The sequence below is a fragment of the Pedobacter sp. UYP1 genome, assembly GCF_040547305.1.
In the GTDB taxonomy this organism is placed as follows: domain Bacteria; phylum Bacteroidota; class Bacteroidia; order Sphingobacteriales; family Sphingobacteriaceae; genus Pedobacter.
Map to the genome: position 1 here is coordinate 187,497 of NZ_JBEPPL010000010.1, position 20,923 is coordinate 208,419.

Below are 20,923 nucleotides of genomic sequence, written 5' to 3' on the forward strand. Positions count from 1 at the left end.
AACTTAAGATTTGCTTATCCTTTTTTAGGAGCAGAGGTAGTTTTTGCTTTTCCAGCACCGCACTTACCTTCACCACACTTACCATCCTTGCCTTTACCTTTAGATTTGGTCTTAGAGGCACCACATTTGCCTTCGCCACATTTTCCGTCTTTACCTGTTTTGGTAGAATCTGTTTTAGATTTTGCGCCACAGCTTAACTCCAGGGAGTTTGCACCACTAGCTTGTTTCGACAAATTTGTTCTTACTACTTCTCCTGAACCAAGGTTGTTGTAACGGAACAAGCCGTTAGCGTTTGCACTTAAACCTGATACTGCGATAATTGCGCTAGCGATAATAGTACTTCTCAGGATGTTTTTTTTCTTTTCCATTGTGTCAATTTTTAAAGTTTATTATTGTTTTGTTTTGACATTGGTCGTAGGAAAGAAGTCATCCTTACAAAAAAATAATTTTTTTTAAATAAAAGTGTTTTTTGATGATTTAGGGGGAGAAATACAAGCTGCTAAATGGGCGTTATAAATATGTAAGTTTTTGATTTTGTGTGTTTTATAGTTTTTTGTTTCTGAAAACCCGGAAATGGATTTAATAAGGTCTTATTCATTATCAGCAGAATTTAAAACCATAATATTTGTTTTAAAACCTTTTTTATATAACCCTAATTTTGATTGGGTCATTAATTTAGATAATTTGGGGCAACAGCAAATCATACGCTAAGCCAAATTAAACTTATTGATACGATATACATTAAATGGATACGGACAAAACCAAAGCATTACCCCTGCAAACAAAACAGCATTTCGAAATTTTAGATGGATTAAGAGGCGTTGCAGCCTTGGCTGTTGTTGTATTTCACTTTATGGAATGGGTTTTTACCGATCCCAGCAAGAACTTTATCGGACATGGTTTTTTGGCTGTCGATTTCTTCTTCTGCCTTTCGGGATTTGTGATCGGTTATGCCTATGACAATCGGATAGCAAAAATGGGTATGCTTAACTTTTTTTCCTCAAGGATCATCAGGCTGCATCCGTTGGTTATAGCAGGTTCGGTACTCGGGCTGCTGACATTTTTGTTCGACCCGTTTGGCGGCCACCTCGAATTGTATAGCACTGGTAAAATAATTTTGACTTTTTTTTGCTCGCTTTTCCTTATTCCCTTACCAGTAATAGCCGATCGTGGATTTAATTTGTTCAGCTTCAATGCACCGGCATGGTCGTTGTTTTGGGAATATGTTGCCAATATCGTATATGCATTCGTACTTTATCGGATAGCCCGTGGCTACCTGTTGCTATTGACCTTACTTTCGGCCGTGGCTATTTGCTATGTTGCGTACCATTCCGGCAATTTATTGGGTGGCTGGAGCGGTCCAACCTTTTGGGATGGAGGCGTCCGGATATCATATTCTTTTTTAGCAGGATTGCTTATTTACCGTTCCAACTGGATCATCAAAAACAGGCTGGGATTTACCGGCCTTGCCATATTATTACTTCTGGCCTTTGTAATGCCATTCTCAAAATGGAACTGGTTATCCGAACCTCTGATCGTACTATTTTACTTTCCCTTTTTGGTCGCTTTAGGAGCAGGAGCTATTTTAGCACCTGACTTAAAAAAGGTTTGCATCTTTTCGGGAAAGATCTCTTACCCATTATACATGACGCATTATGCTGTGTTATGGATGTTCGGTAATTATTATACCAGTCACAAACCGGGCAATATGCAATTAACTTTCATCATCATATCCGGGCTGATTCTGTTGGTTGGAGCAGCATACCTGGTCATGGTATTTTACGATATCCCTGTGAGGAAATATTTAAGCGATAAACGGAATGAAAGGTATGCCAGGCAAAAAGCCGGTGATGTTTAGATTTCAGCTCAGTTTACAAAAAACATTATAAAGACTATAATAATGTACCTTTGATTATGACTTATTCTCAAGGGGGTAATCCGCTTCAATATTTGACAGATGTCGCTGCACAAGTTGGTGGTACTGTCGAAAATAACAGCTTAATCCTGAACGGTTCTGCGGATGAAGGCTCAATCAAATTATTTGTGCTGGAACAAGGCCTTATTATGGCTTTAACTGAGGTAAAATCAAACTTAAGTATCTCGAAACTGGAGCTTAATATTCCCCCGGATTATCTGTTTATAAAGTTATACCTGCCAGAGTCCCATTTAGACACCATGGTAAAGTATGATTCCAAGTATTATCAAATCTCAACTCCAGGTGTTCTTCTCTATAATGCTCATGTAGAGTTAAAGTCATTATTCAAGATCCGGCAACGGTTTAAGATAGTTTCATTTGTGATACATGCTGAATGGCTTAAAAAGACATTCCATTCTGATTCTATATTTTCACAGCAGCGCTTATTTGAACTACCGCTTTTTAAGTTCGAGCATGTTAAGCCTGCGATTTTACAATCAGCATTAAATCTGTTTACCCTTAAAATAGATTCAGGCCCTTTCAATTTACGAATGAAGGCAATTGCATATGATATACTTAGCCATCTTTTTTCTGCTTTTGACATACAAGCTAATTCAAATTCAGCTGAATTTAAACATCAAAGTGATATCGAAGCTATTTTTAGGATAAGAGAACAATTGCTTGATATGGAGGACATGAATTATCCAACCGTGGATGTTTTGGCAAAACAAGCTGGGATGAGTGCTTCTAAACTAAAAACCTTGTTCCATTCAGTTTTCGGCATGCCTGTTTTTGAATTCTATCAGTATCACCGGTTAGCGTATGCCCGGATTTTGATAGAAGGGAGAAAACATACCATTGGAGAGGTTGGCTTAAAAATAGGCTATACTAATCTGAGTAAGTTTTCCCAGGCTTATAAAAGGCAGTTTGGTTATTTACCACATCAAACTTTATTACCTGATCGGGCCATTAATTAACCCATACGGGCTATTCGAAACGTTAAGTAAGGTCTAACTTTGTTTCATGAAGAAAACAGTTGTAATTACTGGTGGAACTGGTGGCATTGGATATGCTATTGCCATAGCACTGGCTAAACAGGGTAATGATATCATATTTCAGGGTCGTGATGCTGATAAAGGTAGGAAGATTGCTGGGGAGCTTTCCAAAATTAATGGCACTAATGCCAAATTTATTGCTGCCGATGTTGCTTCTATTGAAGGAACGAAAGCTCTGGCTTTGGCCATAAAAAAGCTAACCAATAAAATAGATATATTGATTCAAGCTACAGGTACACTCAATTCTGAAAGACACGAGACAAAAGATGGGTTGTACGAGAGCTTTGCTGTAAATTACTTATGTAAGTTTATGCTGGATTATTTATTAGTGGATGAATTGAAAAGTGGATTAGGAAAAGTAATTATTGTTGGTGGCCCGCTTAGGAAAGGCGCTGCTATCAATTTTGACGACTTACAAATGAAAACCAATTATTCACTGTTTAAAAGTATAGGAAGAAATCAGCTCGCCATTCACATGCATGCTCAGGAATTCAGCAGACGATATGGCAGTTCAATACCAATTAACGTTGTGAATGCAGGAATGGTGAAAACTGGTATTGATAGAAAGGTAAAGGGCTTTATGAAGCTTGTGTTCCTTGTTTTAGGGCCTATATTGGCAAACAGTATTGAAAGTGCCATTGTGAATGTTATTGCGCTGGCTGATACTGATGAAAGAGATGCTGGCTATTTCCTTCCAAAGGTTGCAAAACCGGCACTAAAAGACAAAATAGATTTAGATAAAAGTGTAGCATCAAAGTTGTCGGATGAGAGCATAAAAATCGGGAAATTGAACGTATAGAAAGACTATGTCAAGAAAAGTATTAATATTAGGTGCTACTGGCAGAACCGGTAAACACGCGATACCATTGGCATTGGAAAAAGGTTACCAGGTGATTGCCTTGGTTAGAAATCCAGCAAAGATCGCTATTAAGCACGATGGGCTAACCATTGTGAAAGGACTTCCTGCAAACATCGATGATATCCGCAAAGCGATGAAAGGTTGCGATGCAGTTCTCAGTTTGTTAAGTCCTTTAACCAGGGGCGAAGCCATTTCTTTCCGGAAAATAAATGCGCCGCGTATTCTTGAAAAAAGCATAACTAATGTATTGCAGGTGATGAATGAATCTGGGGTTAAACGTTTATTAATCTTATCCTCTGTTGGAGTAGGAAATTCCTGGAAATATACGCCATGGTATGTGAAGCTACTGATCAGACTCACCAATTTCAAAGTTATATTTGCCGACCATAATGCTCAGGAAGATTTAATTCAGGCATCTGGAACAAATTGGACCATCGCCAGACCTGCCGGCCTGAATGAAAACGAAACGATTGGAACGTTAGCCGTAACTTATAACCATACACCAAAGCCGTTCCAGCTAAGCCGCAAACTGCTGGCAAAATTCTTTATTGATAATTTATATAGTGAGGATTTTGTTCGCAAAATGCCCATGCTGTCAGAGAGATAATGATGATTCATTTTGGGTATGTTGTGCTATGATGCTTTAAAATGTGCTTGTTGATAAGACAAAACTGGAGGTAATGTGGAAGAAAGCCTGTGGCGCATATCACAAATTTTATACCTTTAGTCTATTCAATTTCTAAACATATGACGCCTTCAGTGACAACGCAACGGGAAATTTTAAAAGAACACCTTGCAAAGACCATTACTTTGACTGACAGTGAGTTTGATCATTTTTTTTCTTATTTAAAACCGTATTCCTTTAAAAAGGGACAAAACATAATCAGTGAGGGAGATCATGTTGCCTGTGAATATTTTGTGCTGAATGGATGCCTGAAAACATTTTATATTAACAAGGACCAAAAAATGTTTATCCTTCAATTTGCGATGCCAACGTGGTGGGCCTCTGATTACGGTGCTATATATGGAGGAGGGATAGCTACTGTTAATTTAGATTGTATTACAGACACTGATGTATTATGTCTTACCAGTGAAGACCGGGAAAGGCTTTGCAAAGAAAACTACCAGCTGGAGTATTTTTTTCGCTGGCGTTCTAATAAGGGATATGTAGCCCAACAGAAGCGCTTGTTATCATTTATGAACAATGATGCAAAAGGCAGATACGAAGAATTAATGAAGATGTATCCTCAATTATACAATATTGTTCCAAAGCAGCTCATTGCAGCCTACCTGGGTGTATCCCGGGAAACCCTTAGTCGTTTGTAATATTATTGCTGTGACCTAAGTCTGTTTTTGAGTTTTGTTAGCTAAGGGAACATAAGCATTGGGCTCCCTTAGCTAATTAATAATTAGTCCTGCAGATTAAGCTTTGAAGCATTCAGTAATTCTATCATATTTTTGCCAACTGCAATTGCTGACGCCGGGTTTTGGCCAGTCACAAGGTTACCATCAACTATACTGTTGGAAGACCATGGTGTTGCTTCATGAAATATTGCCCCCTGATTGGTTAAGGCTGTTTGAAGGTCAAAAGGAACATCTGCTTTTGCGTAGTTTTCTTCTTCTTCACTGGTGAATGAACTGATATTCTTACCCATAAGCAGGAAGGTTCCATCACTTAACTTTACATTTAGCAAGGATACTGGTCCGTGGCACACTGCACCAACTATACCGTTACGCTCGTAGGTCTCTTTGATCACTTGCTTAAGAATTGGATTTTCAGGAAAATCAACCATTGGTGCTAAACCACCAGGCATGAATATCGCATCATACACAGTTACGTCAATATCTTCAAGTTTACGGTTATTTTGCATCTTTTTCCAGCCTCCACCGTTTAGGAATTCTGCGTTCATCGGTTCATCTTTGGCTTGCAGGTTATCCAGAGCAGGTACTTCTCCTGTAATACTTGCAAAGTCGATCTCATAACCAGCATGATCAAATTCTACATAAGGGTGAGCTACTTCATCCAGAAATACGCCTGTTTTTCTGTCATTAGGGCCAATAACTGTTGCATTAGAAACGATGATTAATATTTTTTCAGACATGATATTTATTTTTAGTATTTGATAATATATTTATGATATTGCGCTGCTGATTAATACAGCTTCTTTACGCTTGATACCTCGCGGATTTCCAGGTAGGGAACAATTTGTTTGGCGACTATTTCCTGGTAATGCGCCGAATTTTTGTGAGCCTCGGCAGCTTCTGCATCAGTATAACGCTCGTGCAGGATCAGTACATTGGCATCATCTACAGACTGGTAGATGTTGTAAGAAAGGTTCCCTTTTTCACCCTTGGTTTTTTCTTCCAGCCCAGCCAGCAAATCCAGTATCCTTGAAGTCTCAGTTTCTTTGATCTTCCATTTTACAATTATTTCTTTTTCCATTTTCGTGATTATCAGGATTGTGTAAATACGTTTGTTTGCTTACAGTTATTCGTTGTTGACAGAACAAAACTCTGGTTAAAAAAGAAGAATGACGTGTGACTTGTATCACATTTGGCGGAACTAAGTGATTATGTGATGCAGGTCACAATGATGCGCTGAAGCTTTAAAATTTACGATGGCATCAATATGTAGTTAACGTCGCCTGTCCAAGTCCTTTTTGAAATAGATTTTAAATACAAAAGGCGCAATAGATTGCGCCTTTTGTATTCCTGCAGGGATTCGGATCTGGTGTGAAAATCAAGATTTAAATGATTTCTATAATTCTTCTTAAGCTCACTCTCGTTATAATCGAAAGACTATGACGGACTTTAAAAGTAAAGCGGGGCAGCAGTAATATGGTGCGTCTATATATCACCAGCACTGATGATATATAGACGTGATTATTGTTTTTTTGATAAATCTAATCCTTGTTCTGGTATATACTTATCATATTCCATTTGTTTTGCAATTGCGAGTGCTACTTCCTTTCCCTTTAATTTGGCGACCAAATGCAAGGCGCCATCTATACCTGCTGATATCCCTGCCGTTGTGATGATCCTGCCATTATCAATATAACGTACATTTTCAAGCACTTTGGCCTTTGGTACTGCCTTTTGAAGATTTGCTATACTTTTATGAAAAGTAGTAACCGTAAGCTGATCAAGGAGACCAGCCTTACCAAGAATAAACGCACCCGTACAAACTGAAAAATAGCTTTTAGTGGCCTTGTCCCTTGATTGTATCCAGGAAATCACTTCAGGATCATCTGCAGCGACTTCATCCGAGCCGCCAAATACGGCAAAAATATCTGTTTGAGGAGCATCTTTAATACTGTAATCTGGTATGATCTTTAGGATACCCTGAGACAAGAGAGGTGCTTTGGTTTTTGCTACAGTGATAATTTTGAAACCTGCATATGAAAAAACTTCCATTGGCCCTGCAAAATCGAGTACCTCTACTCCATCATATAAATAAAAGCAGACGCTCAACTTTTGATCCTGTATTGTCTGGTGATTCTGTTCTGCTAAATTCATCCCATAATGCGGATTTATAATAGATCGCTGAAAAGTAGTTGTATCACTGATACCTTTACAGGAAGCACATACATATTTAGCAACTTTAGCCTGTGTAAATGTAAAGCAGTAAATAAAAGTTAATAGAAGTAATAGCTGTTTCATCATATTTTATTTGAAGCAAAGTTATGTGGATAAGAAGAATAAATCAGGACATCTGTAATACTTATCCAGCCATTCTATACCTAAAGGGATTCTTTAATTATATGTTTCTTTAACTAATCTGCGCAACTGAGCTGTACTTTGATAACCGCATTCTTTCGCTACCCATGCAGTTTTATAATTCTCTTTAAGGAGGCGCTTCGCTTTTTCCTGTCTTAGCGAATTGATATATTGTCCTACTGTGATGCCAGTAGAGGATTTGAATAATCTCGTAAGGCTTCGCGGACTGATAAAAACCATTGAAGCAAGTTCGTCTATGGTTATTTTATGATGGAGATGCTTAGTAATATAATCCTGTACCTGATGAACATAACGATTAATATGCTGCCTGTTTTGAAGGTAAATACTATTTTGAACATCCATTCCGTCTCTGCGGATATAAACGACCATATCTTTTGCCACTGTACAAGCGAAATCTACCCCATGTTGCTCTTCAACAAGATATAATGCCATGTCAATTCCTGTCGCAATGCCTGCACTGGTAAAGATCCTTCCACTTTTTATAAACAATTTATTCTCTACTACTTTTATACGAGGATATCTTTCCTGTAAAACGGTTGTCCAGGACCAGTGTGTGGTGCAATTTTGATCATCCAGTAATCCTGCAGCAGCAAGTGCAAACGCTGCCGTACAAATTGAACAAACTGTAGCCCCGGTTGCAGCAGCAACCTGCAACCATAGTATCCAGAGGTGATCATCTGCTCTATTCCACTTTTCGATTTCCATCCCAGCTACAATGACAATATCATTCTTGTTTACCGTTATTGAATTTAACGGCTCAACGTTTGTAAATCCTAAGCCAGATGAAGTTTGTGGATTGACATAGGGCGATACATAATGGAGGTCATACTTTTTGCCACAGCATCCTGATTCATAAAAAACCGTAACTGCACCTGCCAGATCGAGAAGGTGTACACTATCGAATATGAAAAATATAACACGATTGGATATCATTCTTCAAATTTAGAGGATTTCCAATAATTAAATCTTCCTATTTTAAGATTACTCCTTATAAGAATAGTGTTGTTTTTTAACGCAAAAAGCGGACGGTTCCACCTATAACAGTTACTTTTATAATATACCTGCTAATCAGTTAGAGAATGGTTTTAAAGTAAAGGGCGGGGAGAATTACAACCTGGTTCGCAGCGGGCTTTCGATGTTAACAAGAACTATCTGGTGCCAATACCAACCAAACAGATAGCACTAAACCCGGGTAAGCTTAAACAAAATCCGGGCTGTTAAATCATAGAATTGATTAATAATTTTTGAAATTTACGATACCGGGCTGCCAATTGACATCATCACCAGGGAGGCCGGTTTATTGGGGTTCATGGCATAAAGGCCACTTTAACGATATAAAGAACAAAAGATGGATAGAAGATCATTTGTAAAGAATACTTGTATAACCGCTGCAGGAGTACTGGCGGGAGCTCAGCTGCTGGATGCTGCGCCTATTCGAATGCTGGTACCAACAAAGCTGATGGGCGGGCGGTTTGTTACCCTCTGTATTATGATCCGCACCACACCTTGGGAAGTGTCCAGAGATGTAAAGCTGCATCCGCGCGACGAGGAAAAATGGCATACCCTGGATGGCGTGAAACGACTGCGCGAAGCATTTGGTACCAATAACCCTGATGGACGTTTAACTTGGGGTTTTACGCTGAATGCACTAGAAGATAAGCGTGAAAATTATATTCAGATACGGGAATATGCAGCATTTTGCCAGGCTAAATACGGAGATGAGGTAACCGTGTTCCCGGGATACTTTCCTGCAATGTACCTTCCGCCAGTTCGTATCAATAAGGAATTATCAGAAGCATTGCGGATCATCGCCGGTTTTGTGGGAAAAGGGTACAAGCCCCAATCTGTGATCGGTGGATTTTTACCGGCAGCGTCTTTGAAATATTTGGCGGAGAAAGAAAACATACATGTGGCACAGGCCGTGATCTGGAGCCAGCATAATATAGATGGTGGCGGCGCAGACGGGTCACCATCGTATCCTTATTATCCGTCTACCGAACATTTTTGCAAGCCCGGTCAGAGTAAAAAAGACCTGATCGATTGTGTGAACCTGGATGGGTGGTCAATGGATTTTATTTGTGCACGGCAAAGCGGACAAACAGGCCATGAGATCACAGGCTATAACAGCAGGCGCGGCGTTGGCCCTATAGAAACGTATAAGGGGTGGGGGCTGGAACTTGGGCACATGGAAGTCATGCATACCCAATCGATACATTTTGACAAGGGATTAGAGTTGAACGGATTTGGATGGGTACCCAATATCTGGGAGGCAGAAATGGTGCATGAGTTTGGAATGGACTTTATCTGCGATGCCATGAAAAAATGGGTAACAGATACCCTGAAGCGATGGCCAGATACTAAATGGGTAAGCTTCGGCGAGTTTGGCGAAATATGGCGCGCGCATTATAAGACCAACGACGATTACAATTACAAATTCATAGAACGGGGATGCGGCTTGGGGGATTCTTATAATAATCTCGAAATCCGATGGTTTATGAACAAGGCATTTCGGCTTGCCTTGCTGCGCGACTGGCATCATAACACACCGGCAATGGTGATTGATTTTACGCGATATGATTTGCCTGCGCAGGAGCCTGCAGGCGCCCGGCCGGATCATCCGGTTAAGGACTGGAGCCTGATCAACAGGATCAACCAGAAGGGGCTGCGGCCGGAGGACAAGCCGGTGTTAGTGAGTGAACTAACAGACGCAGAGCGACAATTGATTTATAAATATTGCCCTGAACTTAAGAACTAGTACGAACATATTTTAGCCTTTACTTATATTGAAAAAATGGTATATCATAAACAAAATTCTTTTAAAAAACAGTCCCTCTTTGCAGCTCTTCTATTGTTAGGTATGCAGGTGTACGCTCAGGATGCCAAACTGCCTACACAGTGGACGGAGCAGGCCCAAAACGCAGAAGTGCCGCTGAACGAATATCCCCGCCCGCAACTGCAGCGCAACGATTGGCTTTGCCTGAATGGTAAATGGGATTATATAGGTGGCAAATCTGCACCAGATGCTTTGAACCCTCAGAGCGCAGCGTCATTTGGAAGCGTAAATCAGAAAATATTAGTCCCATACTGCCCGGAGTCTTTCCTTTCGGGAATACAGAAAAACCAAGAGATTAACCTATGGTACCGTCGGATATTTGAACTGCCAGCATCATGGAATGGCAAGGATGTATTGATAAACTTTGGCGCTGTTGATCATGATGCTACCATTTTCATTAACGGCAAAAAAGTGGGCCGCCATTCGGGCGGGTTTGATGCGTTCAGCTTTAATATTACCTCTTATCTTTTAAAGGGAAGCAATACGATTGTTGTTGCCGCACATGACCTTAACAATGGTAAGGCACCATCTGGTAAGAACGGTCCGCGCGGTGATTATACCTTCAGCTCTGGAATCTGGCAAACGGTTTGGCTGGAACCTGTATCACGCACACATATCAAAAGTATTAAGCTATTGCCGGATATAGATGGCCAGCGATTAAAAGTATTGGTAAACACGAGTGACGGATGCAGCGTTACTGCTATTGCCCTAAATGATGGCCGGGAGGTATCGCAGACTAAAGCCACCAGTGGTACCTATTTTTATTTGCCAATAAAAAAACCGGAATTATGGTCACCGGAACACCCTTTCCTGTATGATCTGAAAATAACGCTGCATAGCAATGATGGAAAAATTACCGATCAGGTGACCAGTTATTTTGGTATGCGCGATATTAAACTGGCAAAGCTGAATGGCGTTGTTCGCCCGTTTATCAACGGCAAATTTATGATGCAGCTTGGTTTACTCGATCAGGGCTATTGGCCTGACGGCATACTCACTGCCCCAACAGAGGAGGCATTGAAATTTGATATAGAATACACTAAAAATGCGGGCTACAATCTCATCAGGAAACACATGAAAACAGAGCCGCAACGTTTTTATTATTGGGCTGATAAACTTGGTTTGCTGGTTTGGCAGGATATGCCGGCCATTTGGTATCAAAATGAAGACACCACTGTAACCCGTCGTGTTTTTCGCCAGGAACTAAAGGCAATTATTGATGATCATTACAATTCGCCATCCATTATCACCTGGGTGCCGTTTAACGAGAACTGGGGAGCTTTTGATGTGAAGAATATCACGACTTGGGTAAAACAATATGACCCATCAAGACTGGTGAATGGAAACTCCGGTTTCAATAACAATCCCAACTACCAAAAGGCCTATGGAGATCCCGGCAACGGCGATTATGTGGATACCCATATCTACGTTGGCCCGTATGGGGCATCAGTCCCTGATGACAAACGGGCGGCATCATTAGGTGAGTTTGGAGGTGTAGGCCTGTTTGTGCGTCGCCACATGTGGCCGGTAGAGAATAATGCTTACGAATACGAACCAACCCAATCTGCGTTAAGCGATAGATATGTATTTCTGTTAGATCGCGTAGCGCAACTCATGAAATATAAAGGACTTAGCGTTGCTATTTACACCCAAACTACCGACGTGGAGCATGAAGTTAATGGCGTGCTTACCTACGATCGCAAAGTTGAAAAAATGGAAACAAAGCGCATTAAAGAAGTTAACCAGGCAGTCATTCAATCTGGACATGACATGAATAAATGATGCCTTTTTAGGATGCACACTCACAGATCATCCCGGTAATGGACAAGTGTATTTTGAAGAAGAGTAGAGTAGATAACTGTAGTTTTTCTGCTCTTCTTCAGCCTGAGCTATTAAGAGGACTTTTTCAGTGACCCCGATATTTATATTCTAAGTCAGTACCTTGGATCGTTGATAGTCAGGTACAGCTCCGGTTCGAAATAGCAAATTTATTGTCTATCTCTATCTTATAGGCTTCGAGCAAAAAATCCCAACTGATCTAGGATAGATTGCTATTTCAAACTACTTCGTTAACAAAAAAACGCTTCTAAATGTTATTTAGAAGCGTTTTTATATTTCGGTGATCCCGCTGGGATCAGAACCTAGTTCAAATATCAGAGTTTATATAGTATTTAGGGTGGTTTTCGATTTTGACTCACCTAATCGCTCACCATTTTTTTCGGTACGTTTTAGCTGCAATTGCAATAGAATAAAATTATGAAAACCTCTCATAATTTCAAATAAAGCGATCTAAATTTATATCTTAAATTTTCTTCCTGATTGATTTGAACTCGGTTTATGAAAATTCTTATTTTCAACAATAACATCATAAATATGCTGATCTAATCTTCCATTGCTAAATCCATATTTAGCAAAATTTTGAGGATAAATTAATTCATTACTATGGTATTTGAGTAATTCTCCATTTTGAAAGCTCATGATCAATTGATTTACTTCTCCTTCACCGGTGTAAATAAAATCCGATCTGTCAAAATAGAGGAAGAAATTCGCAATATTTTTAAAGCTCTCGTTGAAATTAATTCTGATGTTATTTACAGATATGGTTAAGCCACTTTGTTGTATACCACGGAGAGCTACCCTTGTAATCGACTGCTGAATGCTATCTAAAAAAAGAGTCACCAGAGACGTCTTGTAACCAGCATTACGAGCATAATCAGCTAAATCTTTAAATGAGGCGTCATTAAAAACAGTTTCTATCAATACATCTTTACCATTATCAATGCTTTGTTTGGCTAGATCTTTAGTTCTTCCCTTATACACATCGGTCATCAATACTTCAAAACCTTCAAGTTCATTCAACCGTGTACGAATAAATGTCGATTTACCGGCAGCATTACAGCCAGCTACAAAAACCAATTCAGGCATAATATTAATCCAATCTTTTGATAATCGTATCTCTCACCTCAATAGGCATATCATTTTCATCAGTTATCACTTCCAGAGAAACAAGATATTTCTCGCCTGTTGGCAACTCTTTACGCCAATATCCCTTGTCTTCTGCAAACTGTGCATAAAATGGATTGCCTAATTCAAATGCTCGCTGACGGCCTAGCTCATGCATATTACCCATGTTTTTTAAAAGTTTGTCTACAATAGAGTATGTTTTCATGAGGATAAAATATTTAGATAGAAGTCATTACAGTACAAGAAACAATTCCGATAATTCATTAAAGGAATTATTCAAATATAATTATAATGGTGGTAATATCACAGAAGTGATATTTATACAGGGGGATTTAGTAATATTTTTTAATGCAAAATGCCTCAATTTGCATTGAGGCATCTCGTGATCCCGCTGGGATAATAACGTATTATTCCAAGTGGTACTAAATGAGCAAGATATAAATAATATTTTATAGTCATTTCAATATGGGCACCAAATTAGGCACCAGTTATTTTGATACAGTTTGACCTATTTTAAAGAACAATTTGTTTGTGTAATACACAGATTGCTACTTTAAACCGCAAATACTATATAATTTAATTAATTTATATAAAGTTATATTAATCATTGATTTAATTTTAATTCTTTATTGTAGCTAATTTTAGGTAGTGCGTAATATTTTGTCAAGATCGACAATTTTTTATTCCCAGTTTTGTGCCATTAAGTTTAAATAAAAAAAAATATTGCAGTATTAGAATTTATTACTAAAGAAGATCTTGAAAAATTTAAATTAAAGCTTTTCGTAGAACTTAGAAGACCTGGGCAAAAGTTACATAAGCAAAGCGAGCAAAAGGAATGGTTGAAAAGTTATGAGGTTCGAAAGCTGAATGTAGTAATTGCCTTGATGATATCAGGAAAGCAGGTTTCAGTGTTTGGCAGCCATAACATTACATTTTCTACTTTTTGAGGAATGTCTTTCAACTCAATATACTTTATCCCGCGGTATCCAGATAAACTGTTCACAGGTTCAATTGTCAAACCAAAGCCAGCCTCAACTAATTTTATTGCTGTACTGGCAAAGGGTGTCTCATGTATAATATTGGGTATAAATCCCTCGTGTGAAAATATAGAGTGTAATGTTTCGACGAACCTTGGCCCTTCAGCCTTGGGAGGTAGGATGAAACGCTCATGCTGGAAAAACTTTAAGCCTGGGAATTTATCAAGCGTTATAGGATAGTCAAGTGGCATGGCTAATGCAAAGTTACTTGTGTATATCACCCTATGCCTAAAACTTTCGTCAATATCCGGATTGGTAGAAAAGCCAATATCAATCTCCCTGTTTTTTAGCGCCTCGTATTGACGGGTATTATTAAACTCCAACCATATGATGCGAATTTCAGGATACAGCTTGTTAATATGGAGCATCATAGCGGGAAGAAAGTGCTGCAACGCTGAATGGGTATAGCCGATCCTGATTTCTCCTGCCTGGCCATGAAAAAGTTTATGCGTACGGTTGACCACGAAGTCCATCTGATTGAGCAGTGCTTCAATCTCATTTCTAAAATACTCACCTGCAGCTGTCAGCTTTACATTCCTCTTGTCCCGGTTGAAAAGCAAAACACCTAATGATTCTTCCAAATGTTTTATCTGCCGGCTAAGCGCGGGTTGGGCTATATGAGTTTGCTCTGAGGCTCTGCTGAAATTTAAATTTTTACAAAGAATCAAAAAGTTCCGAAGTACAAAAGTATCAACATTCATTATTCCTTAAAATCATTAATGTATTCAAATTTAGTATTTTTTTTAATAAATTGAGTTGGTTTAATTTGAGGCTTTAAATCATTTGATCATGGGAAACAATTTTAGCAACATCAATTCACCGGCCGTCTTTGAAAGAACAGGCTATGAATTAATAAACTTATTAACTGAAGAATTAGAGAGATCCAATTTGCTTGGTATTGGTGAAACTATTCAATGGGAAACTCCTGATGAACAATTAAAGTATTGGGAGAATGATTTTGCATCCGGTCTAATTGAAGACCCTATTTCCTTATTCAAAAAAATAATCTCGCGTTCAATTAATATGAACAGACGGGGTAATATAGGGCATCAGATCGCTGCTCCATATCCCATTACTGTACTGACCTCTGCTTTGATGGCACACCTTAATAATGGGATGGGTGTATATGAAGTGGGTATGACCGGAAATGCTATGGAAAAGATCATTATCGGCAAGCTTGCCGGGATGTTTGGGTTACCAGAAGATGCTGCTGGGTTTATTACATCAGGAGGAAGTTTGGGGAATTTAACTGCGCTTCTTACCGCTAAATCAATGTTTTTACAGCAAAATCCGGAAGTTGCTTTAGGATCGATGAGCATTTTGGTTTCATCTGAAGCGCATTATAGCATTGAAAGGGCTGGTAAGCTTCTTGGTATCCCATCCGGTAATATAATAAAAGTTCAGGTGGATGCCAGTTTTAAGATGAAGACCAGCCTGCTTGATAGTTGTTTAAATGAAGCTAAAAAAACTGGCAGGAATGTATTCTGTATCATAGGCTCTGCATGTTCTACTTCTACGGGATCTTTTGATGATCTTGTGGCGATCGGTAATTTTGCAAAGTCTCATCAGATCTGGTTCCATGTTGATGCTGCGCACGGCGGGCCGGTAATTTTTTCAGACCTATACAGATACCTGCTGAATGGAATAGAATGGGCTGATTCTATTATTCTTGACTTTCATAAAATGATGGCCGTTCCATCATTGTCCACTGCACTGATCTACAGACATAAACACTATTCAAGGGCAACTTTTTCTCAAGATGCAAAGTATCTATGGCGAGACCAGGAGCGGGAAGAGTGGTACAATTCAGGAAAACAAACTTTTGAATGCACCAAACCAATGAGTATCATCCATGTTTATACGGTACTACGGGTTTATGGAACCCAAATATACCAGGAGCATATTGATCATCTATATGGGCTTGCCAGCCAGTTTGCAGCTATGATCAGCTTAAGGGATAATTTTCAGTTACTTATAAAACCAGAGTCTAACATTGTCTGCTTCCGTTATATTGGTGGAACTCTGGAAGACAATGAGATGAATAGAGAACTTCAGGATAGAATTATGCGTGATGGCACCTTTTATATCGTTGGCACAACTGTGGAGAGTAATTATTACTTGCGCGTATCACTTATGAATACCCGTACAACATTGCAGGATCTGGAAATATTATTGGATATGATAGTAGGAGAGGCGTCACAAATTAAATAGGGAAGTTGCAGCTGATATTGTTTTTAGTTTCTTTTTTGATATCGCTCCTGAATTACATTGCAATTTACACATATGCTCTGAGTTACACAATCTCAGTTAGCTAGGAGAATAATTTTCTAACTGAATTTCGCAGGTTCCAAAAAGCTCATCATGTTTGCGCTAGGTTGTTGTCGGTTCTATGGCCTATAAAACAGGAATGATGTTGAAAGCAGCTGTATATAGAAACAGATCTTTTAATGCAAAATGCCTCAATTTTCATTGAGGCATTTCGTGATCCCGCTGGGATTCGAACGTAGTCCAGATATCGGCGTTTTAATAGTATTTTATGCGGTTTTAGATTTCGACTCACCTAATCACTCACCATTTTTTTCGATACGTTTTAGCTGCAATTGCTATATGCAATATACGTAATTATTGTTTGTAAATGGGGAATCTAAAAGTTGTTCATTTAATATGGATAATGGTTTATTACTTACTACCGCGACATAAAAGATTATAATAATCATGAGGCTAAGATCATCATTAGATGAATAAATACAATTGACTGATAAAGAGATTAGATTGATTAAGATCATTTTTATCAAATTAATTAGCTCTTAAGTTCAATTTTGATATATTTGAGAATACGGGTAGAAACATAAATCTCTGTCGAGTAAAAAAACTATCTGATCAAATAACGCAACCTCAATATTATGGAACCAGCAGGTGTTCACGAAGATGAACGGGAATTATTAATCGAATATTATATTCAAAAAGTATCGGGACGTCTTCGTCAACTTAAAAGCCCTAATGAGTATGATCAGAAGAGATGGGTATGGGAATTATTACAGAATGCTAAGGACAGCATATCAAAGTCAGATCGGACTAGTGTAGACGTAGAGGTTGAAGTTCAATCTGATAGAGTTATTTTTAGACACAACGGCGAACCATTTACTCCAAAAGCGATGAATAGTTTAATTTGGCAAAAAAGCGGAGATAAACGTGGTGTAGTTGGAAGTTCAGGTCGTTTTGGAACGGGCTTTTTAACGACACACACTCTCTCTGAAACTGTTTCTGTAAAGAGCAATGTTCGTGACATTAATGGTAAAGTTTTCTCACTTTTAATGACTCTTCATCGTGAAGGTGAAACTGACGAAGAACTTCAGTCCGGAATTGAAAAAACGCTCCTCAGTCGAACATATTCCTTGGAAAATGTAAATCAATGGACGGAATTTACTTATCTTCTGAAGAATCACGTAAACCGCTCCTGTGCGATAGCAGGGCTTGAAAGTCTTGAATCAAATGTATTTTACAACCTTGCATTTACGCCAGAGATAAATACGATAAGAATAATCAAGGAGGGCAGTTCAAGGCTAATCAGCAGGAAAACAATTAAAGCACTTTCATCAAAAATTTCACTCCAATGTTTCCTCGATGATGGTACTGATTGTCAGGTTATAAGAGGTATCGCATCAGTAATGATCAATGCACCTTCATTAATGCTAAGCCAAAAATTTAAACAAGAGCGTAGAGTTAACCTTTCAGCCGCAATTGAAATAGAACCTGATAGTAAAACTATTATAGGAATTAATTCAAATACACCGTCGCTGTTTTGTGTGTTTCCATTAATTGGTAGCGAAGATTTTAATTTTCCAGTAGTCTTAAATAGCATTGACTTCGAGCCAATCGCTGAAAGAGAACGACTGCTACTGGACGGTGATGCTCTAAACGAAGAAGGAATAGCCACAAATTGTGGTATTAATCAGACATTGCTAAAATACGGCCTCAATCTTTATAGTCTCTTATTAAAATACTTTTCCGCTGAATCATATAAGGGTATGCACTACCTTGCAGTAGGTGCGGGTTCTCTTCCCAAACAAAATAAGGACTTTGACAGAATTTGGTATAAGAATAATATACAAACTAAAATCCGATCACTTGTGCTTTCAGTCCAGATTGTAGAAACTTCTGCAGGTTTAAAAAAGATAAATAATGGAGTAGATAGAATATTTTTCCCAAAATCTGATTCATTGTTTCTACAAGATATTATATGGGAAAAAGCATTCAAGATCATGTCTGATTCATTACCACTAAAATCATTAAGCAGAGATTGGTCATTATTAGCTTGGGAGGATGACTGCGAGCTGCTTACCTTAGAAGTACTTGTAGAAAAAGTTAGTTTGTATAACAAAATGGAGCTTTTACCTGAAGAAATTGTTGACAAAGTTGAATGGGTAGATGAACTAATTACCCTTGTTCAGAAAAATTCACCTGAACTGTTGCAGCAATATGCCATTATACCTACTGAGGATAACAACTTTCATTCTATTAATTTCGACGACCTTTCAATTAACGAGGGACTAAAAGAAGAGGAACTTAATATTTTATTACTTTTCGATAAGGATTGGAGTAAAATTCTAGTCAAAAAAGGAATATTAGGCGCACCTATTCAGTTAAAACAAAATGAAGATAGCTTCTTAATATTATTAAATGGAACTATCCGTGCTAAGACTAATAGTGACGAACCCAGTTTTTTTAAATCAGTATTGGAACTAATCAGCTATCAGCCCTTTTTTGACACTCAAGATAATGAAGATCTGATACTTAAAAGAACTATGCTTTATGACATAGCATTATCTCTATTTGGCAAGATGGTACCGGAGAAAAAACAAATTCTGAATCCCAGGGAAGAAATGTGGGAACAGGCAGATATCTGCCTTTCTAAAAAAATAGTTTCCACTATAGAAGCCCTCAACCTTACTTTAGATATAAGTTCAAGCCAAACGGTATCTGGTTGTGTTTCTCATGGAAAAATAGTAAGTCCAATAGAGAAACTAAGATTTTTATTGTCTGAAAATCTTGATCAAGAAAAATCAGAACAATTTGTTCTAAACTGGCTTAACAGTTTCTATAAATTGATGACAGCCCTAAGTTTTTCGATAGGGACTACAGTCCCTAGCCAAACAGGGTATTTCAAACTACTAGAAGCCTTAAAAGACGACAAAGAAATTCCAAACGAGCTTAAGGAAATTTTGTTAATGATCAGCCCAGAAGATGATTATAGAAATCAACTTATTCATCAAGGGCTGGAAATTACTCCACTTCATTCTTTAGGTGTAAAAGATATTGCGAAAACTATAGATGATATAGTTAAGACCGCTGACAAAGATAATATTAATGACAGTTTTCTAGAGGGGGTTAAGTTATTGATAATTGATTGGTTTAACAGTGCATATTATCCAGACTATCTATATATTGAACATCGTCTTCAAACCAATAGAGATGCAAGTAACCAATTGTTTAGTAGAAACTTTTTTGAATATTCTTATCAGAAAAGAGAGTTTATCGAGATTAACATGTTATGGACAGTTGATGAGCGAAAGGATTTCCAAAAGCTAAGAAAAGTATTACCAAATGAAGTAAGAAAAAGGCTGCTAGCAGAACCAGATTTATTGGAAAACCATGGAAAATTACAGGAAGAAAATCAGGTTCTCACAAAAAAATTAGAGGAAACAAAAGTTATTTTCGATAAGTATCCAGAATTAACTCTTGAAAAACTTGACAGATTAATGGAATTGAAAGCTTTAAGCGAAGGTTGGAATACAGATGTTAATTATTCACCTGATGATTTTCAAAAAAGAATCAATTTTGAAAATGGTTGGAAAGGTGAGGCATATGTGTATAAAGAACTGGTCAATAAAGGACTTAATGTTTATTGGCCAAACAAGGCAACAACATTTACCCAAAATGTTATAGTTGATTACGTCGGTGAAACTCATTATATTCAAGATCAAGGCCATAAGTATGATCTTGTAGTAACACTCGAAAATAGTCAAAAAGCTTATATCCAGGTCAAAAGTACGGTTACTGATATCGATCGCGCCGACGAGATAGCTCTACCAATCAGTACACGAGAATGGAAATTCATCAGCGAAACCCAACTAGGCGAACAGTTCATTCTAGCAAGGGTCTTCAGTATAAATGAAACGCCGGAGCTTTATTTTATGCACCTCACTAGTATGAATGATATAGCGATTATAAATCAGAAGGTAGTCACCTCATAACTTTAATGGTGCTAGATCATAGTAGATTTAGGAAATACACTGCTTAAGAATTTTACATGGTGACAAATTCAATATGCACAGTTTTTTGGATGCAAATTAAATGCAAATATCCATGATTTAGCGAGATAACAGAACGTTGCGGCAACTTATTTCGACTTCTATAGAAGTTTGATCGATCTTAAACACTGCCGAAAACGATGAGACCTTTAATATTGACTTTACGGTATCCCGTAATAAAGCGGACGACGATTCAATATATTTGAAATAT

General features: G+C 38.2%; 17 protein-coding genes. 9 read left to right on the forward strand and 8 right to left on the reverse strand.

Translation table 11 applies throughout. From position 1 onward, the window contains the following. Nucleotides 1–14: 14 nt before the first annotated feature. On the reverse strand, nucleotides 15–368 hold the full coding sequence (locus tag ABIB30_RS18780) for an HvfA family oxazolone/thioamide-modified RiPP metallophore (protein WP_354304586.1): 354 nt from the start codon (nucleotides 366–368) through the stop codon (nucleotides 15–17). A gap of 377 nt (nucleotides 369–745) precedes the next feature. On the opposite strand from ABIB30_RS18780, the gene ABIB30_RS18785 reads away from it, so the two are divergent. The 5 genes from ABIB30_RS18785 to ABIB30_RS18805 all read left to right on the forward strand — a co-directional run bounded on the left by ABIB30_RS18785 (nucleotide 746) and on the right by ABIB30_RS18805 (nucleotide 5,155). After that, nucleotides 746–1,858: an acyltransferase family protein gene (locus ABIB30_RS18785; RefSeq protein WP_354304587.1), complete on the forward strand. Its 1,113-nt coding sequence runs from the start codon at nucleotides 746–748 to the stop codon at nucleotides 1,856–1,858. A gap of 56 nt (nucleotides 1,859–1,914) precedes the next feature. Further along, the gene (locus ABIB30_RS18790) at nucleotides 1,915–2,892 is read left to right on the forward strand and encodes a helix-turn-helix transcriptional regulator (RefSeq protein WP_354304588.1); all 978 of its coding nucleotides are present in this window, start codon (nucleotides 1,915–1,917) and stop codon (nucleotides 2,890–2,892) included. A 46-nt stretch (nucleotides 2,893–2,938) separates the two neighbouring features. Continuing rightward, a complete protein-coding gene (locus ABIB30_RS18795) occupies nucleotides 2,939–3,769 on the forward strand; it encodes an SDR family NAD(P)-dependent oxidoreductase (RefSeq protein ID WP_354304589.1) in 831 nt (276 codons plus the stop codon). Between the two features lie 7 nt (nucleotides 3,770–3,776). After that, nucleotides 3,777–4,436, forward strand: coding sequence for an NAD(P)-dependent oxidoreductase (locus ABIB30_RS18800; protein ID WP_354304590.1), 660 nt, complete (start codon nucleotides 3,777–3,779; stop codon nucleotides 4,434–4,436). Between the two features lie 140 nt (nucleotides 4,437–4,576). Then, a complete protein-coding gene (locus ABIB30_RS18805; protein WP_354304591.1) occupies nucleotides 4,577–5,155 on the forward strand; it encodes a Crp/Fnr family transcriptional regulator in 579 nt (192 codons plus the stop codon). 83 nt (nucleotides 5,156–5,238) lie between these two features. Here ABIB30_RS18805 and ABIB30_RS18810 read toward each other — a convergent pair whose 3' ends face one another. From ABIB30_RS18810 to ABIB30_RS18825, 4 genes are all read right to left on the reverse strand, one after another. Beyond that, complete coding sequence (locus ABIB30_RS18810) at nucleotides 5,239–5,931, reverse strand: type 1 glutamine amidotransferase domain-containing protein (RefSeq protein WP_354304592.1); 693 nt, start codon at nucleotides 5,929–5,931, stop codon at nucleotides 5,239–5,241. Between the two features lie 50 nt (nucleotides 5,932–5,981). Beyond that, nucleotides 5,982–6,272, reverse strand: a complete 291-nt coding sequence (locus ABIB30_RS18815) for a putative quinol monooxygenase (RefSeq protein WP_354304593.1) — start codon at nucleotides 6,270–6,272, stop codon at nucleotides 5,982–5,984. A gap of 440 nt (nucleotides 6,273–6,712) precedes the next feature. Continuing rightward, the gene (locus tag ABIB30_RS18820) at nucleotides 6,713–7,492 is read right to left on the reverse strand and encodes a DJ-1/PfpI family protein (protein ID WP_354304594.1); all 780 of its coding nucleotides are present in this window, start codon (nucleotides 7,490–7,492) and stop codon (nucleotides 6,713–6,715) included. Nucleotides 7,493–7,582: 90 nt separating this feature from the next. Beyond that, on the reverse strand, nucleotides 7,583–8,500 hold the full coding sequence (locus ABIB30_RS18825; RefSeq protein WP_354304595.1) for a GlxA family transcriptional regulator: 918 nt from the start codon (nucleotides 8,498–8,500) through the stop codon (nucleotides 7,583–7,585). Nucleotides 8,501–9,026: 526 nt separating this feature from the next. Here ABIB30_RS18825 and ABIB30_RS18830 point away from each other — a divergent pair. Then, nucleotides 9,027–10,322, forward strand: a complete 1,296-nt coding sequence (locus ABIB30_RS18830) for a DUF3863 domain-containing protein (RefSeq protein WP_354304624.1) — start codon at nucleotides 9,027–9,029, stop codon at nucleotides 10,320–10,322. Between the two features lie 36 nt (nucleotides 10,323–10,358). Further along, complete coding sequence (locus ABIB30_RS18835; RefSeq protein WP_354304596.1) at nucleotides 10,359–12,182, forward strand: glycoside hydrolase family 2 protein; 1,824 nt, start codon at nucleotides 10,359–10,361, stop codon at nucleotides 12,180–12,182. Nucleotides 12,183–12,695: 513 nt separating this feature from the next. Here ABIB30_RS18835 and ABIB30_RS18840 read toward each other — a convergent pair. From ABIB30_RS18840 to ABIB30_RS18850, 3 genes are all read right to left on the reverse strand, one after another. Then, nucleotides 12,696–13,325 carry a hypothetical protein gene (locus ABIB30_RS18840; RefSeq protein ID WP_354304597.1) on the reverse strand — a complete coding sequence of 210 codons (630 nt, stop codon included), beginning with the start codon at nucleotides 13,323–13,325 and terminating at the stop codon, nucleotides 12,696–12,698. Between the two features lie 4 nt (nucleotides 13,326–13,329). Next, the gene (locus ABIB30_RS18845; RefSeq protein ID WP_354304598.1) at nucleotides 13,330–13,569 is read right to left on the reverse strand and encodes a hypothetical protein; all 240 of its coding nucleotides are present in this window, start codon (nucleotides 13,567–13,569) and stop codon (nucleotides 13,330–13,332) included. A 642-nt stretch (nucleotides 13,570–14,211) separates the two neighbouring features. Further along, nucleotides 14,212–15,102 (reverse strand): LysR substrate-binding domain-containing protein, encoded by an 891-nt coding sequence (locus tag ABIB30_RS18850; RefSeq protein WP_354304599.1) that lies wholly within the window; start codon nucleotides 15,100–15,102, stop codon nucleotides 14,212–14,214. A gap of 88 nt (nucleotides 15,103–15,190) precedes the next feature. On the opposite strand from ABIB30_RS18850, the gene ABIB30_RS18855 reads away from it, so the two are divergent. Both ABIB30_RS18855 and ABIB30_RS18860 read left to right on the forward strand, forming a co-directional pair. Beyond that, on the forward strand, nucleotides 15,191–16,612 hold the full coding sequence (locus ABIB30_RS18855; protein WP_354304600.1) for a pyridoxal phosphate-dependent decarboxylase family protein: 1,422 nt from the start codon (nucleotides 15,191–15,193) through the stop codon (nucleotides 16,610–16,612). A gap of 692 nt (nucleotides 16,613–17,304) precedes the next feature. Continuing rightward, on the forward strand, nucleotides 17,305–20,655 hold the full coding sequence (locus ABIB30_RS18860; protein WP_354304601.1) for a sacsin N-terminal ATP-binding-like domain-containing protein: 3,351 nt from the start codon (nucleotides 17,305–17,307) through the stop codon (nucleotides 20,653–20,655). The last annotated feature ends 268 nt before the right edge of the window (nucleotides 20,656–20,923 follow it).

Bases quoted from the DNA above. Each gene is read 5' to 3' on its own strand.
- ABIB30_RS18780 (WP_354304586.1), bottom strand. From the start codon at position 368: ATGGAAAAGAAAAAAAACATCCTGAGAAGTACTATTATCGCTAGCGCA.
- ABIB30_RS18785 (WP_354304587.1), top strand. From the start codon at position 746: ATGGATACGGACAAAACCAAAGCATTACCCCTGCAAACAAAACAGCAT.
- ABIB30_RS18790 (WP_354304588.1), top strand. From the start codon at position 1,915: ATGACTTATTCTCAAGGGGGTAATCCGCTTCAATATTTGACAGATGTC.
- ABIB30_RS18795 (WP_354304589.1), top strand. From the start codon at position 2,939: ATGAAGAAAACAGTTGTAATTACTGGTGGAACTGGTGGCATTGGATAT.
- ABIB30_RS18800 (WP_354304590.1), top strand. From the start codon at position 3,777: ATGTCAAGAAAAGTATTAATATTAGGTGCTACTGGCAGAACCGGTAAA.
- ABIB30_RS18805 (WP_354304591.1), top strand. From the start codon at position 4,577: ATGACGCCTTCAGTGACAACGCAACGGGAAATTTTAAAAGAACACCTT.
- ABIB30_RS18810 (WP_354304592.1), bottom strand. From the start codon at position 5,931: ATGTCTGAAAAAATATTAATCATCGTTTCTAATGCAACAGTTATTGGC.
- ABIB30_RS18815 (WP_354304593.1), bottom strand. From the start codon at position 6,272: ATGGAAAAAGAAATAATTGTAAAATGGAAGATCAAAGAAACTGAGACT.
- ABIB30_RS18820 (WP_354304594.1), bottom strand. From the start codon at position 7,492: ATGATGAAACAGCTATTACTTCTATTAACTTTTATTTACTGCTTTACA.
- ABIB30_RS18825 (WP_354304595.1), bottom strand. From the start codon at position 8,500: ATGATATCCAATCGTGTTATATTTTTCATATTCGATAGTGTACACCTT.
- ABIB30_RS18830 (WP_354304624.1), top strand. From the start codon at position 9,027: ATGGGCGGGCGGTTTGTTACCCTCTGTATTATGATCCGCACCACACCT.
- ABIB30_RS18835 (WP_354304596.1), top strand. From the start codon at position 10,359: ATGGTATATCATAAACAAAATTCTTTTAAAAAACAGTCCCTCTTTGCA.
- ABIB30_RS18840 (WP_354304597.1), bottom strand. From the start codon at position 13,325: ATGCCTGAATTGGTTTTTGTAGCTGGCTGTAATGCTGCCGGTAAATCG.
- ABIB30_RS18845 (WP_354304598.1), bottom strand. From the start codon at position 13,569: ATGAAAACATACTCTATTGTAGACAAACTTTTAAAAAACATGGGTAAT.
- ABIB30_RS18850 (WP_354304599.1), bottom strand. From the start codon at position 15,102: ATGAATGTTGATACTTTTGTACTTCGGAACTTTTTGATTCTTTGTAAA.
- ABIB30_RS18855 (WP_354304600.1), top strand. From the start codon at position 15,191: ATGGGAAACAATTTTAGCAACATCAATTCACCGGCCGTCTTTGAAAGA.
- ABIB30_RS18860 (WP_354304601.1), top strand. From the start codon at position 17,305: ATGGAACCAGCAGGTGTTCACGAAGATGAACGGGAATTATTAATCGAA.